Origin of the sequence: Acidovorax facilis, from assembly GCF_050626955.1 — a bacterium.
Classification (GTDB): Bacteria; Pseudomonadota; Gammaproteobacteria; order Burkholderiales; family Burkholderiaceae_C; genus Acidovorax; species Acidovorax facilis.
The window spans coordinates 4,919,971-4,932,416 of sequence record NZ_CP192460.1; the positions used below are offsets into that span (position 1 = coordinate 4,919,971).

General features: G+C 65.1%; 15 protein-coding genes. 5 read left to right on the forward strand and 10 right to left on the reverse strand.

Going from position 1 to position 12,446, the window contains the following annotated elements; all coding sequences use genetic code 11:
- Positions 1 to 3 precede the first annotated feature (3 nt).
- Genes ACQ4MJ_RS22495 through ACQ4MJ_RS22505 form a run of 3 tightly spaced genes read left to right on the forward strand, consistent with a single transcriptional unit; the run spans position 4 to position 1,783 of the window.
- Positions 4 to 543 (forward strand): DUF3833 domain-containing protein, encoded by a 540-nt coding sequence (locus ACQ4MJ_RS22495; protein ID WP_431151212.1) that lies wholly within the window; start codon positions 4 to 6, stop codon positions 541 to 543.
- Positions 540 to 1,322 carry an SDR family NAD(P)-dependent oxidoreductase gene (locus ACQ4MJ_RS22500; protein ID WP_055394685.1) on the forward strand — a complete coding sequence of 261 codons (783 nt, stop codon included), beginning with the start codon at positions 540 to 542 and terminating at the stop codon, positions 1,320 to 1,322. The genes ACQ4MJ_RS22495 and ACQ4MJ_RS22500 overlap by 4 nt, the downstream gene beginning before the upstream one ends.
- Positions 1,323 to 1,327: 5 nt before the next feature.
- Positions 1,328 to 1,783, forward strand: coding sequence for a nuclear transport factor 2 family protein (locus ACQ4MJ_RS22505; protein ID WP_055394683.1), 456 nt, complete (start codon positions 1,328 to 1,330; stop codon positions 1,781 to 1,783).
- 30 nt (positions 1,784 to 1,813) lie between these two features.
- Here ACQ4MJ_RS22505 and ACQ4MJ_RS22510 read toward each other — a convergent pair whose 3' ends face one another.
- The 8 genes from ACQ4MJ_RS22510 to ACQ4MJ_RS22545 form a co-directional block, all read right to left on the reverse strand.
- Complete coding sequence (locus tag ACQ4MJ_RS22510; RefSeq protein ID WP_431151211.1) at positions 1,814 to 2,719, reverse strand: sugar phosphate isomerase/epimerase family protein; 906 nt, start codon at positions 2,717 to 2,719, stop codon at positions 1,814 to 1,816.
- Between the two features lie 15 nt (positions 2,720 to 2,734).
- Positions 2,735 to 3,634, reverse strand: a complete 900-nt coding sequence (locus tag ACQ4MJ_RS22515) for a VOC family protein (RefSeq protein ID WP_431151210.1) — start codon at positions 3,632 to 3,634, stop codon at positions 2,735 to 2,737.
- A 36-nt stretch (positions 3,635 to 3,670) separates the two neighbouring features.
- Positions 3,671 to 4,531, reverse strand: a complete 861-nt coding sequence (locus ACQ4MJ_RS22520) for a shikimate dehydrogenase (protein ID WP_431153148.1) — start codon at positions 4,529 to 4,531, stop codon at positions 3,671 to 3,673.
- 131 nt (positions 4,532 to 4,662) lie between these two features.
- Positions 4,663 to 5,667 carry a TRAP transporter substrate-binding protein gene (locus ACQ4MJ_RS22525; RefSeq protein WP_431151209.1) on the reverse strand — a complete coding sequence of 335 codons (1,005 nt, stop codon included), beginning with the start codon at positions 5,665 to 5,667 and terminating at the stop codon, positions 4,663 to 4,665.
- A gap of 72 nt (positions 5,668 to 5,739) precedes the next feature.
- Positions 5,740 to 7,020, reverse strand: a complete 1,281-nt coding sequence (locus ACQ4MJ_RS22530; protein WP_121421594.1) for a TRAP transporter large permease subunit — start codon at positions 7,018 to 7,020, stop codon at positions 5,740 to 5,742.
- A 23-nt stretch (positions 7,021 to 7,043) separates the two neighbouring features.
- Positions 7,044 to 7,631: a TRAP transporter small permease gene (locus ACQ4MJ_RS22535; protein ID WP_431151208.1), complete on the reverse strand. Its 588-nt coding sequence runs from the start codon at positions 7,629 to 7,631 to the stop codon at positions 7,044 to 7,046.
- A 181-nt stretch (positions 7,632 to 7,812) separates the two neighbouring features.
- Entirely contained in the window at positions 7,813 to 8,529 is a 717-nt protein-coding gene (locus ACQ4MJ_RS22540) for a TetR/AcrR family transcriptional regulator (protein ID WP_431151207.1), read from the reverse strand.
- 69 nt (positions 8,530 to 8,598) lie between these two features.
- Positions 8,599 to 9,213: a glutathione S-transferase N-terminal domain-containing protein gene (locus tag ACQ4MJ_RS22545; RefSeq protein WP_055394547.1), complete on the reverse strand. Its 615-nt coding sequence runs from the start codon at positions 9,211 to 9,213 to the stop codon at positions 8,599 to 8,601.
- Between the two features lie 119 nt (positions 9,214 to 9,332).
- Here ACQ4MJ_RS22545 and purB point away from each other — a divergent pair, with 119 nt between their 5' ends.
- Entirely contained in the window at positions 9,333 to 10,712 is a 1,380-nt protein-coding gene (gene purB / locus ACQ4MJ_RS22550) for an adenylosuccinate lyase (RefSeq protein ID WP_121421591.1), read from the forward strand.
- 186 nt (positions 10,713 to 10,898) lie between these two features.
- Complete coding sequence (locus ACQ4MJ_RS22555) at positions 10,899 to 11,459, forward strand: YaeQ family protein (protein ID WP_008903834.1); 561 nt, start codon at positions 10,899 to 10,901, stop codon at positions 11,457 to 11,459.
- A gap of 75 nt (positions 11,460 to 11,534) precedes the next feature.
- On the opposite strand, the gene ACQ4MJ_RS22560 is transcribed toward ACQ4MJ_RS22555, so the two are convergent.
- Together ACQ4MJ_RS22560 and ACQ4MJ_RS22565 are read right to left on the reverse strand one after the other, a co-directional pair.
- Positions 11,535 to 11,840: a hypothetical protein gene (locus ACQ4MJ_RS22560; protein WP_055394551.1), complete on the reverse strand. Its 306-nt coding sequence runs from the start codon at positions 11,838 to 11,840 to the stop codon at positions 11,535 to 11,537.
- A gap of 94 nt (positions 11,841 to 11,934) precedes the next feature.
- Positions 11,935 to 12,375 carry a DUF3717 domain-containing protein gene (locus ACQ4MJ_RS22565; protein WP_431151206.1) on the reverse strand — a complete coding sequence of 147 codons (441 nt, stop codon included), beginning with the start codon at positions 12,373 to 12,375 and terminating at the stop codon, positions 11,935 to 11,937.
- Positions 12,376 to 12,446 lie beyond the last annotated feature (71 nt).

Consider the following 12,446-nt stretch of genomic DNA (forward strand, 5'->3'; position numbering starts at 1 on the left):
AACATGCAAAGACGCCTTCTTCTCTCCGCCGCCGTGGCTGCCCCTGTGGTCCTGGCTGGCTGCGCCAGCCAGAGCCTTGATGGCTACGCCAGCGAAAAACCGGTGCTGGACCTGGCCCAGTATTTCAACGGCAAGATCGACGCCTACGGCATCTTCCAGGACCGCAGCGGCCAGATCGTCAAGCGCTTCACCGTGGTCATGGACTGCAGCTGGAAAGGCAACGAGGGCGTGCTCGACGAAGCCTTCACCTACTCCGACGGCACCACGCAGCGCCGCATCTGGCGGCTGACGAAGCATGCCGACGGCCGCTACACCGGCACCGCCGACGATGTGGTGGGCACGGCCAACGGCCAGACGCGTGGCAACGCCTTCCGCTGGAACTACACACTGGCCCTGCCCGTGGATGGCAAGGTCTACAACGTGGACCTGGACGACTGGATGTACCTCATTGACGACCGCGTGATGCTCAACCGCGCCACCATGAGTAAGTTCGGATTTCGCCTGGGCGAGATCACCCTGTCCTTCACCAAACGCGCACCATGAGCCTCAATCCTCCCCTGCGCGACTGGCATGGCCGCCGGGCCTGGCTCATCGGGGCCAGCAGCGGCATTGGCCGGGCCACAGCGGCTGCGCTGCATGCGCGCGGCGCGCAGGTCATCGTGTCGGCGCGCAGTGGTGATGCGCTGAACGCCTTTGCCCGGCAGCACCCCGGCAGCACGGCGCTGGCTTTTGACACCGCCGAACCGGCACAGGTGCAGGCCGCCGCCGCGCAGGTGCTGGCGGGTGGTGTTCCCGACATGGTGTGCTATTGCGCGGGCTACTACCGCGACATGCGCGCCACCGACTTCGACCTGGACGTGATGCTGCGCCACGAGCAGATCAACTACAACGGCGTGCTGCATGTGCTGGCTGGCATGTTGCCCGCCATGCTGACCGCAGCGCAGGCCGGGCGCCCGGGCCATGTGAGCCTGATCAGCAGCGTGGCGGGCTTTCGGGGGCTGCCCAAGAGCCTGGCCTATGGTCCGACCAAGGCGGCGCTCATCAACCTGGCCGAGGCGTTGTACCTGGACCTGCATGACCTGGGCATGGGCGTGAGCGTGATCAACCCGGGCTTTGTGGCCACGCCGCTCACGGCGGGCAACGACTTCACCATGCCGGCCCTCATCTCACCCGAAGCAGCGGCGGCGGCCATCGTGCAGGGCTGGGAGCGGGGGCATTTCGACATCCACTTTCCCAAGCGCTTCACGCGGGTGATGAAACTGCTGCGTGTGCTGCCGTATCGGTGGTACTTTCCGGCGGTTCGCAAATTCACAGGTCTTTGAACGGTATGCACCCACCGGAAACCACGATCGCTACGGAAGAAGCCGTTACGCGCGTCATTGCGTTCTTTGAAAACCTGTCGCCCGCCGATGTGGCGACCATCGGCCAGTTCTATGGGCCTCAGGCGCGCTTCAAGGATCCGTTCAACGAGGTGGTGGGCGTGCCTGCCATCCAGGGCATCTTTGCCCACATGTTCGAGGCACTGGAGCAGCCGCGTTTTGTGGTCACCGGCCGCGTGGTGCAGGGGCAGCAATGTTTTCTGACCTGGGACTTCCTGTTCGCCTTCAAGGACTTCCACAAGGGCGTGACGCAGACGGTGCGCGGTGCCTCGCACCTGGTGCTGGACGAACAAGGCCTGGTGAGCTTGCACCGCGACTATTGGGACGCTGCCGAAGAGCTGTACGAAAAGCTGCCCGTGGTGGGCGCACTGATGCGCTGGCTCAAGAAGCGCGCCAACAGCTGATCGTTGGCCGCTGCCGCTTTGACGCGTTGGTCACGCCAGGGTCTTGATGCGCGGGTGTCCGGGCAGCGGCACGGCGCGCTGCAGCACCCCCTCCGCCAGCCACAGCGCACTGTTCCACGCGCGTTGCGCCACATAAGGCAGCGGCAGCTGCTGGTAGTCGTCGTTGAAAACCTCGAAGCTGTAGTCGCCCTGGTAGCCCATGCCATCCAGCGTGCGCACCAGCTCGGCCAGGGCCTGGCTGTGCACGCCCTCGCCAGGGAACACGCGAAAGTGCCGCGCGGTCTCGATGCGCTCCTGCACCGTGCGGGTCTCCTGCCACATGAAGTCCGAAAGCTGCACCAGATAGATCTTGGCGGGGTCCACGTCTTCCAGGGCCGAGAGTGGCGTGCTGGTGGCGAACTGGTGGTACGAGTCGATCGCCAGACCGAGGTTGGGGCAATCGGCCTGCTCCACTGCGGCCCAGGCCTGGTGCACTTCGTTGATGTGGCGGCCCCACGAGAGGCCTTCAAACGCTACACGGATGCCATGGGGCAGCGCCAGCAGCGCAAGCTTGCGCAGGTCGCGTGCAATGGTCTCGGCATCCGCCGTGGCGTGCGATGACGTGGAGCTGCAGGCCAGCAACACGGGCGCGCCCAGGTCGCGCGCCATCAGGATCATCTGCTTGGCAATGTCCACCTTGTAGCTGTGCAGGTGGCCCGACAGGCCCTCGAAGTCGCGCAGCACCTGGAAACCCGTCACGCGCAGGCCGCTGTTGCGCACCGCGTGCACAGCGGCTTCGATGCCCTCAGGATGGCCCACGATGTCGCGCGCGGCCAGCATGATCTGGCCGAAGCCGGCGGCTTTCACGGCGGCCAGCTTGGCCTCCAGTGGGCCCGCCAGGCTGATGGTGTCCATTCCGAAATCGGCGACGTTGCGTTGCATGGTGGATTGGCGCATGGGCGGTCTCCAGGCTCAGCGGGCGTCGAGCACCAGCTCGAAGCTGGGCGATGCGGTGTCGGCGCGCGTGAGGGCACCGCGCGTGCCGGTGTGCACGCCCGTGGGCGACTCGACAAACTCCACGCCGCGCGCACGCAGCGCTTGCACCGTGGCAAGCACGTCGGGTGTGCCAAAGGCCACGCGCTGCAGCAGCTCCTCGGGGTCGGCATCCAGCGCATCGACCAGCGGTTCAATCAGCTGCCAGTGCAGCGTGCCGCAGGGGCTGGCCAGGATGCGGCCATGGGTGAGCACACCAAACGACTGGTCGGGTGCCAGCTCGGCAAAGCCGAACAACTCCGCGTAGAAGTGAATCCAGTCTGCTGCGCGGCCCAGGCCGATGTACTGCACCACGCCAAACAGGTGCAGGCCCTGCAGCGCGGGCGGGCGCGGGTTGACGGTGGGGATGGGCACAAAGTCCACGTCGTAGATCGAGAACTCCTTCCAGCGGTCCACAAAGTAGATGCGGCTCGCGCCCACGCCGTGGATAGCGGGGATGTTCAGCTCCATCACCTCGACCTCGGTGTGCACGGCCCACGCGCCCAGTTCCAGCACGCGGCGAAATGCTGCGGCTGCATTGCCCACGCGGAAGGCGATGGCGGCCAGTACCGGTGTTTCCGTGAGTGCGGGCGGCGCATGCACACCGGTGCGTTCGGTGTCCTGGTGCGCGTTGACGATGATGTTCATGTCACCCTGGCGGTACAGCAGCACCTCGCGCGAGCGGTGGCGCGCCACGGGCTGAAAACCCATGCGCTCCAGCGCCTGGCCCAGCGCCTGCGGGCGGCTGGTGGCGTATTCGATGAACTCGATGCCCTGCAGGCCCAGGGGGTTGGGCATGTCGCCCAGCGCTTCGCGGGTGGCCACCATCGGGGTGCTCATGGGTTCAACTCCTTGTGTTGTCGTGCGCTGAATGGGTCAGCGGGCGCTGACCAGGCGGCGGAAATGTGCGTCCATGCGGGTAGCGTCTGGGGTTTCGCCTGTGAACAGCTCAAACGCCCCCACGGCCTGGCCCACGGCCATGCCGCCGCCGTCCGATACCCGGCAGCCCAGCGCGCGCGCGGCCTGCACCAGGGCGGTGTCGAGCGGGAAATACACGACTTCGGACACCCACATGGCGGGGCGCAGCAGGCCCACGTCCAGCGGCAGGCCGGGCAGCTTGTCCATGCCCGTGGGCGTGGCGTGGATCAGGCCGGTGGCCTGCGCCATGGCCGATTGGATGTCGGAGGCTTCGGCACGGGCTCCGTAGAGCGCATTCACGTCGGCCGCCAACTGCGCCGCACGCTCGGGTTGCGCATCGACGATGCTCAAGTGCTCGGCGCCCAGCCGCAGCACGGCGTGCGCAATGGCGGCGCCTGCGCCACCCGCACCCAGCAGCACCACGCGGCGCAGGTCAGCGCCGGGCAGTGCGCGGGTAAAGCCCCAGGCCCAGCCCGATCCATCGGTGTTGTGCCCTACCAGTTGTCCGTCGCGGATGACCACCGTGTTCACTGCGCCCATGGCGCGCGCTTCCTCGGACAGGCTGTCGAGGTGAGGGATCACGGCCTGCTTGCAGGGGTAGGTCACGTTGCAGCCCGCATAGCCCATGATGCGCGCCGCAGACAACAGCGTGGGCAGATGCTCCGCCGACGAAGCAGAGCGGTCCAGGTCGATGAGCTGGTAGTGCAGACGCATGCCGTGGTGGCGCGCCTCTTCCTCGTGCAGGGCCGGCGACAGCGACTTCTGGATGCCGGCGCCGATCAGCCCGATCAGCACCTTGCGGGGGCTAGTGGAAGACATGGTGGACGTGGTGGGGATGACCGGGGGATCGAGGAGCTGGAGGCTCATGGGGCGGGCGGAATGCGGGGTGAGCGCGCTGCCGGGGTGGTGGTGTGTTCACCGCACGGCAGCGCAGGGGTTGCAGTGGTGGCTTACTTGCCGCCGCGCAGTTTGGCCAGCGTGGAATAGACCTCTTGCACGGTCTCGGCGCCCACCTTCTCGCTGTGTTTTTCAACGACGGGTTTCACCTTGGCGCGCAGCTTGTCCAGCTCGGCGGGCGAGAACTCGGACACCTGCATGCCCGCCTTCTTGAGGTCTTCGAGCGCCACGTTGGCCTGCACGCGCGACACGCCGCGCTGGAAGGTCGTGGCTTCGGCCATCGCGTCGTTCAGCGCCTTCTGGTCAGCGGGGTTCAGGCTGTCCCAGAACTTCTTGCTCACGATCACGGCCTGGGGGTTGTACATGTGGCGCGTGACGGTGAGGTACTTCTGCACCTCGGCAAACTTGGACGACAGGATGGTGGAGAACGGGTTCTCCTGGCCGTCCACAGCCTTTTGCTCCATGGCGGTGTACAGCTCGGGGAAGGGCATGGGCACGGCGTTGGCGCCCAGCGCGTTGAAGAGGTCGATGTAGATCGGCGACTGGATCACGCGGATCTTGAGTCCCGCAATGTCCTCGGCTTTGGTGATGGGCTTCTTGCTGTTGGTGAGGTTGCGGAAACCCAGCTCCCAGTAGCCCAGACCGACCAGGTTTTTGGCTTGCAGCTTGTCGAGCAGTTTCTTGCCGAAGGGGCCGTCGGTCACGGCGTCGGCCTCTTGGGGCGTGGCGAACAGGAACGGGAAGTCGTAGATGCCGAATTCCTTGGCCTGGGCCGACAAGATGCCCGCGTTGAGTACGGTCATCTCCACCGTGCCGCCCTGCAGGGCCGACACGGTCTGCAGGTCACCGCCCAGCGTGCCACCGGGGAAGAGCTTGACGGCAATGCGGCCGTTGGTCTTGGCCGCCACGAGGTCGGCAAACTTTTGCGCGCCCTGGGCCTGGGGGTGGTCCTTCTGGTTCTGGAAGGCGAACTTGATGGTGCGCTCCTGGGCGTGTGCAGCGGGCAGCAGCGACGCGGCAACGAGGGCGGTAGCGAGCAGGGTTTTGAGCAGCTTCATGGAAATGTCTCCTTGAGTTTTAGGCGGGGCAGAAACGGAGCCGAAAGAAAAGGGCCGGGGCGCAGATGGGGGTCAACCACTCAACCAGCGCAGCGGCACCATGACGATGGAGGGGAACAGCACCAGCAGGAACATCACGGCCAGCTGGGCCAGCATGAAGGGCGTGACGCCGCGTGTGACTTGCGACATGGACATGCGCCCCACCCCGGCCACTACGTTGAGCACCGTGCCCACCGGCGGGGTGATGAGCCCGATGGCGTTGTTGATGATGAAGAGCACGCCGAAGTACACCGGGTCGATGCCTGCGGCCTTGACCACCGGCATTAGCACGGGCGTAAGGATCAGGATGGTCGGCGTCATGTCCATGGCCGTGCCCACCACCATGACCAGCAGCATGATGGCGATCAGCAGCAGCGTTGGGTTGCCCATGAACGGCTCCAGCATGCCGATGACCTTGGAGGGCAGGTCGGCCACGGTGATCAGCCAGGCAGACACCATGGCGGCAGCCACCAGGAACATCACCACCGCGCTGGTGCGGGCCGAGGCGCGGAAGATATCGGCCAGCTGGTGCCAGCTCAGCTCGCGGTAGACCACCATGGACACGAACAGCGCATACACGGCGGCCACCACGGCGGCTTCGGTGGGGGTGAAGACACCCATGCGCAGCCCCACCAGGATGATGATGGGCAGGCCCAGCGCCCACACGGCTTCGCGCAGGGCCACGGCCAGTTCGGCACGGGTGGCCCGCTTTGGGGGCGCCACATCTTCGCGCCGCACGAGCCACCACCAGGTGAGGGCCAGCGCCACCCCCAGCAGGATGCCCGGCACGATGCCTGCCAGAAACAGCTTGCTGATGGACACGTTGGCCGCCACGCCAAAGATCACGAAACCGATGGACGGCGGGATCACCGGGGCGATGATGCCGGCCGACGCAATGAGCCCGGCCGAGCGTTCCTTGTTGTGGCCCGCAGCCACCATCATGGGCAGCAGCAGGGAGGCCAGCGCTGCAGCATCGGCCACGGCCGAGCCCGACACGGCGGCCAGGATCACCGCCGCCATGATGGCCACATAACCCAGTCCGCCGGGCACATGGCCGACCAGCGTGAGCGCCAGCTTCACGATGCGCTTGGACAGGCCGCCCACATTCATGATCTCGCCCGCCAGCATGAAGAAGGGCACGGCCAGCAGCGGAAAGCTGTCGGCGCCGTTGATCACGTTCTGCGCCAGGATCTGCGCGTCGAACAGGTCCAGGTGCCACATCAGCGCCACGCCGCTGATAAGCAGCGCAAACGCGATGGGAATGCCGATCGCCATGGCGAGCAGAAGGGAGCCGAGGAAGATAGTGACGGTCATGGTGGAGAGCCTGTGCGGAGGGGTCAGGGGCGGTGGCTGCCGGGCGCTTCGTGGGATGCATCGGCGCCCGCAGGGCGGTGCGCCAGGGCCGCCAGTTCTTCGCTCTCCTGCACCATGACCAGCTCGTGCTCAGCCAGCGGAACGAACAGCGTGCGCAGCAGGTCGTGCAGCAAGATGGCAATCCCCGACCCGCCCATCAGCACGCCACTGGCGTAGAAGATGCCCACCGAGGCGCCGGTGACCGGGGCTTCGGTCTCCCAGTTGATGAGCATCTGGGCCCAGCTGCCACTGAGCAGCAACCACGACACATACAGCATGGCGAGCTGCGCCAGCACCAGGCAGGCTTTCTTGCCCGCAGCGGGCAGGCGCGACACCAGCGCATCCGTGCCCAGGTGGCCGTGTTCGCGCAGCGCGACCACGGCGCCCATGAAGGTCAGCCACACGAACAGCCAGCGCGAGAGCTCTTCCGACACCGTGATGCCGGAGTTCAGGGTGTAGCGCAGCACCACATTGCCAAATACCAGCACCACCATCACCGCCAGGCACAGGCCAGCCAGTACATCCAGCACGCGGGTGTATCCCCGCAGCACGCGGTCGGCCAGTGAAAACATGGTGTCTCCAGTCGTTGTATTGAAACGCTGAAAGAATTTTGTACGAACTGGTTAGTATTTGATCTAGGTGCAAACCCTGCATGGTTTGTCATGGCAGCACGCAGCCATGCACGGCGCGCGCGCAGGGTGCTGATGAGGAGCTTTTTGACGCGGGCCGGTGTGCGCGCCCAGGCCGGGAGGGTCAGGGCCGCAGAAAGCGCACGATCATCTCGATGATCGATTCACGGCGTTGCGCCGTGGCGGCGGGGGTGTCGAGGGAGCGCTTGAAAATTGCGCCAAAGGTGTGGCGGTTGGCCTCGTTGAAGAAACACAGGGCCGAGATGGACATGTGCAGGTCCACCGGGTCCACGTCGGGGCGGAACACACCCGCCGCCACGCCACGCTGGTAGACATCGCGCACGGCATGGATGACGGGGATGTTCAGTTCCTGGATCGTGGCCGACTTGGTGATGTACTCGCCCCGGTGCATGTTCTCGTTCATCACCAGGCGGATGAAGTCGGGGTTGGCGAGCTGGTAGTCCACCGTGAAGCCCACCAGCGTGCGCAGGGCCTGCTCGGGTGCCAGGTCTTCCAGGTGCAGTTCCGATTCGATGCGCCGGATGCGCCGATAGGCATCCTCCAGCACCGCCACATACAGACCTTCCTTGCTACCGAAGTAGTAGTAGATCATGCGCTTGCTGGTGCTGGTCAATGCCGCGATCTCGTCGATGCGCGCCCCAGCCAGGCCCTTGTCGGCAAACTCCGCCGTGGCCACCTGCAGGATGTTGGCCATCGTGCGGTCGGGGTCGTTGACGCGCACGCGGTCCGCCCCGGGCGTGGTGGCGGCCTCGCGCGCTGCGCGCTGGCGGGTGGCCCGTACATCACCGGGTTTCGGAGGGTTTTGAACCATTTCGTTCATAAGCGCCCAAGCATACGGCAAGCCCGGCGCAGGGGGTTCAAAAAACCAATGCCCGCTCTCGCTGGCCGCTCAGGACGGCTTGGTATCGGCGAAGCTCGGGCGCAGCATCAGCTTGTCGAGCAGCTTGCCCAGGTTGGGGTACTCGCTGCGCCAGGCGATGTCGGGGAAGCGGAATTCCAGCCAGCCCAGGGCGCAGCCCACGGCGATGTCGGACAGACTGAGGTGGATGCCGCTGCAATACGGCTTGTCGCCCAGGCCCTGGCTCATGGACTTGAGGCCGTCGTTCACCTTGATCAGCTGGCGGTCGATCCAGGCCTGGCTGCGCTCGCTGTCCTTGCGGTGGGCCCAGGTGGCTTCCAGGCGGGCCAGGATGGCGGCATCCATCACACCATCGGCCAGTGCCTCCCAGGTCTTGACCTCGGCGCGTTCGCGGCCTTGCGACGGGATCAGCTTGCCCACGGGCGACAGGGTGTCGAGGTATTCGACGATCACGCGGGAGTCAAAAACGGCCTCGCCGCCTTCCATTACCAGGCAGGGCACTTTGCCCAAGGGGTTGGAGGTGGAAATATGGGTGTCGTCTGCCCAGACGTTTTCTTGCACGAACTGGTAGTCGAGCTTTTTCTCGGCCATCACGATACGTACCTTGCGTACGTAGGGGCTGGCGGTGGCTCCGATCAATTTCATGGTGTGTCTTCCAGGGCGCGGGATAGGCTGAACGATTCGAGATTGATTCTATCGGCAGCTGCCCGCCCGCAAGCTGACGGCTGCGTGGCGCTTACACACCACGCCTACAATGGCGCGCCATGAGCCTGTCCACCATTACCGCCCTGTCGCCGCTTGACGGCCGTTACGCCAGCAAACTTGCCGCCCTGCGCCCCATCATGAGCGAACACGGCTACATGCACCGCCGTGTGCAGGTGGAAGTGGCCTGGTTCATTGCCCTGTCGGATGCCGGTTTTGCCGAGTTCAAGCCTCTGACCACGGGCGCCCGCGCCTATCTGCTCGGCCTGATCAAGAACTTCTCCGAAGCTGACGCCGCCGCCATCAAAGAGATCGAAAAAACAACAAACCACGACGTCAAAGCCGTCGAATACTGGATCAAGAGCAAGTTCGAGGCGCGCCCCGAGCTGGAAAAGGCCTCCGAATTTGTGCACTTTGCCTGCACCAGCGAAGACATCAACAACACCAGCCACGCGCTGCAGCTGCGTTCAGGTCGCGACCAGGTCATCCTGCCGGGCCTGGACCGCATCGTGCTCAAGCTGCGCGAAATGTCGCACGCCTTTGCCGACGTGCCCATGCTCAGCCGCACCCACGGCCAGACCGCCAGCCCCACCACCGTGGGCAAGGAAATGGCCAACGTGGTGATGCGCCTGCAAACGGCCTGCGAGAAGATCGCCGCCGTCAAGATCATGGGCAAGATGAACGGCGCCGTGGGCAACTACAACGCCCACCTGTCCGCCTGGCCTGAGTTTGACTGGGAAGCCTTCAGCAAGAAGGTCATCGAAACGCCCGAACCGCTGGGCCTGGGCCTGACCTTCCAGCCGTACTCGATCCAGATCGAGCCGCACGACTACATGGCCGAGCTGTTCGATGCCGTGGCCCGCGCCAACACCATCCTCATCGACCTCTCGCGCGACATCTGGGGCTATGTGAGCCTGGGCTACTTCAAGCAGCGCCTGAAGGCGGGCGAGATTGGTTCCAGCACCATGCCGCACAAGGTCAACCCTATCGACTTCGAGAACGCCGAAGGCAACCTGGGCCTGGCCAACGCGCTGCTCAAGCACCTGTCTGAAAAGCTGCCCATCAGCCGCTGGCAGCGCGACCTGACCGACAGCACCGTGCTGCGCAACATGGGCGTGGCCCTGGGCTACGCGGCGCTGGCCTATGCCTCGCTGTTGACCGGCCTGAACAAGCTGGAGCTGAACGAAGAAGCGCTGGCCGAAGACCTGGATGCTTCGTGGGAAGTGCTGGCCGAGCCCATCCAGACGGTGATGCGCCGCTTTGGTGTGCAGGGCGCTTACGAAAAGCTCAAGGAAGTGACCCGTGGCAAGACCGTGACCGCCGAGGCGCTGCACGGCCTGATCGCCTCGCTGGAAATCCCCCAGGCAGAAAAAGACCGGCTGCTCGCGATGACTCCGGGTAGCTATGTGGGCAAGGCCGCCGAACTGGCACGAAGGGTGTGACTCCCCGGAGGCGCTGCGCGCCTTCCCCCCGAGGGGGACGCAACCCGTGGCCCGGCAAAGCCGGTTCCACGGTTGCGCTGGCTTGGGCACCGCCAGTTGCGTGCGCTGCCGGTCTTTTGAGATATTTTTTGCCTCTGGCGCTTTTCCGATAAGCGACGGCAGCTATCAATTTAATAGTGAGGCTGCATGGCCATCAAATCCACCATCTTCAAGGCGAACCTCCAGATCGCCGACATCGACCACGGCTACTACGCTGACCACGCCCTCACGCTGGCCCGCCACCCCAGCGAGACCGACGAGCGCATGATGGTCCGGCTGGCTGCTTTGGCCATCCAGGCGCACCAGCTCAACGACCTCTGCAACGGCGACGCCACGCTGGCATTTGGTGCGGGGCTGTCGGACCCGGATGACCCGGATGCCTCGCTCACCGACTTTACCGGCCGCAAGCGCGTGTGGATTGAGGTGGGCCAGCCCGAAGACAAGCCGCTCACCAAGGCCTGCAGCAAGGCCGATTCTGTGATCGTCTATTGCTTCAACCACGCCGCCGAGATCTGGTGGAAAGGCATCGAGACCAAACTGTCACGCCTGGAAAAGCTGCAGGTCTGGCGCATCCCCACGGAGGCATCCCAGGCACTGGCGCAGCTGGCCGAGCGCAGCATGCAACTGCAGGCTACGGTGCAGGAAGGCGCGATCACCCTGAGCAGCACGCAGGGCAGTGTGCATGTGGAGCCCGTGCGCTGGAAGTGACTGGAATACTGGTCAAAATGGCCTCTGGCGCTTGATGAATAAGCGCTAACAGCTATCAATTTGGTAGTTTCTGACTCAGTCTCGTGGCATGAGCGCGCCACACTGCCAGCACTGCTCGAATCCGCCTTCGACTGTCTCGCCGCACTGGCATGCCCAGCGGCGCTGTGGCAAATCCTGAAGCTCCTGCAGCAGCGCGCGTGCGCGGGTGGCGTGTTCGTCGTAGTCCAGCCAGATTTCGGGCAGGCACTGGTCCGGCGGCAGGTGCCCCGCCGCGGCACCCAGATACTGGCGCTGCACGGAGGCCGTCATGCCCGCTTCGCACAACAAGTCCGCCCACAACGTGGCGATGGCGATGTTCGGGGCTTGGGTGAGGCGCAGCATGGGCCCACCATAGCCGTTTGACCGCCGGGCGTACAGCCCCCGTATGTTTGCAGCTTGCGAGGCGGGGCGACGTGTTGAAAAGAAAAGGAGCGGGTTACGCCGCGCCCGCTGGCGCCGGCGCTTTGGAAACCCCTTCGGCCGCCCGTTCTGCATAGCGGTTGAACCGCCACGCAGAGTGCTCCAGCGTGATGCGTCGCCACACCGCGCGTTTTTCGGCAGGGCCCATCGCGGGCCAGAACTGCACTTCGTCAAACGTGCGCCCGCACCCTTTGCACAGGTCGTCGCCCTGGCTAGTGGAGCAGATGGCGATACAGGGCGTGTCGGGCGTGGTGCCGTACCAGGCATGCCAGGCATCCAGGGCATCCGGGGGCAGGCGGTCTTCTTCCACCATGTCCTCGCGCCGGAACACCATCTGCGCATAGACCTCTGCCAGCGCGCGGATCTCCGGGGCAAGGGAGACTCCGTCGGGCGAAGGCACCCGGCTGCGCCAGTGGTTGATGGCGGCTTCGATGTCGGTGATGTGGATGGCGGCCATGGAGGTTTGAGCGAAGGGGCTGGATCATAGCCGCGCGGACAAGGCAACCCTGGCAAAGGTGTTTTGCAGGG

Excerpts from the sequence above, each read along its gene's own strand:
- ACQ4MJ_RS22495 (WP_431151212.1), top strand. The coding sequence starts at position 4 with ATGCAAAGACGCCTTCTTCTCTCCGCCGCCGTGGCTGCCCCTGTGGTC.
- ACQ4MJ_RS22500 (WP_055394685.1), top strand. The coding sequence starts at position 540 with ATGAGCCTCAATCCTCCCCTGCGCGACTGGCATGGCCGCCGGGCCTGG.
- ACQ4MJ_RS22505 (WP_055394683.1), top strand. The coding sequence starts at position 1,328 with ATGCACCCACCGGAAACCACGATCGCTACGGAAGAAGCCGTTACGCGC.
- ACQ4MJ_RS22510 (WP_431151211.1), bottom strand. The coding sequence starts at position 2,719 with ATGCGCCAATCCACCATGCAACGCAACGTCGCCGATTTCGGAATGGAC.
- ACQ4MJ_RS22515 (WP_431151210.1), bottom strand. The coding sequence starts at position 3,634 with ATGAGCACCCCGATGGTGGCCACCCGCGAAGCGCTGGGCGACATGCCC.
- ACQ4MJ_RS22520 (WP_431153148.1), bottom strand. The coding sequence starts at position 4,531 with ATGTCTTCCACTAGCCCCCGCAAGGTGCTGATCGGGCTGATCGGCGCC.
- ACQ4MJ_RS22525 (WP_431151209.1), bottom strand. The coding sequence starts at position 5,667 with ATGAAGCTGCTCAAAACCCTGCTCGCTACCGCCCTCGTTGCCGCGTCG.
- ACQ4MJ_RS22530 (WP_121421594.1), bottom strand. The coding sequence starts at position 7,020 with ATGACCGTCACTATCTTCCTCGGCTCCCTTCTGCTCGCCATGGCGATC.
- ACQ4MJ_RS22535 (WP_431151208.1), bottom strand. The coding sequence starts at position 7,631 with ATGTTTTCACTGGCCGACCGCGTGCTGCGGGGATACACCCGCGTGCTG.
- ACQ4MJ_RS22540 (WP_431151207.1), bottom strand. The coding sequence starts at position 8,529 with ATGAACGAAATGGTTCAAAACCCTCCGAAACCCGGTGATGTACGGGCC.
- ACQ4MJ_RS22545 (WP_055394547.1), bottom strand. The coding sequence starts at position 9,213 with ATGAAATTGATCGGAGCCACCGCCAGCCCCTACGTACGCAAGGTACGT.
- purB (WP_121421591.1), top strand. The coding sequence starts at position 9,333 with ATGAGCCTGTCCACCATTACCGCCCTGTCGCCGCTTGACGGCCGTTAC.
- ACQ4MJ_RS22555 (WP_008903834.1), top strand. The coding sequence starts at position 10,899 with ATGGCCATCAAATCCACCATCTTCAAGGCGAACCTCCAGATCGCCGAC.
- ACQ4MJ_RS22560 (WP_055394551.1), bottom strand. The coding sequence starts at position 11,840 with ATGCTGCGCCTCACCCAAGCCCCGAACATCGCCATCGCCACGTTGTGG.
- ACQ4MJ_RS22565 (WP_431151206.1), bottom strand. The coding sequence starts at position 12,375 with ATGGCCGCCATCCACATCACCGACATCGAAGCCGCCATCAACCACTGG.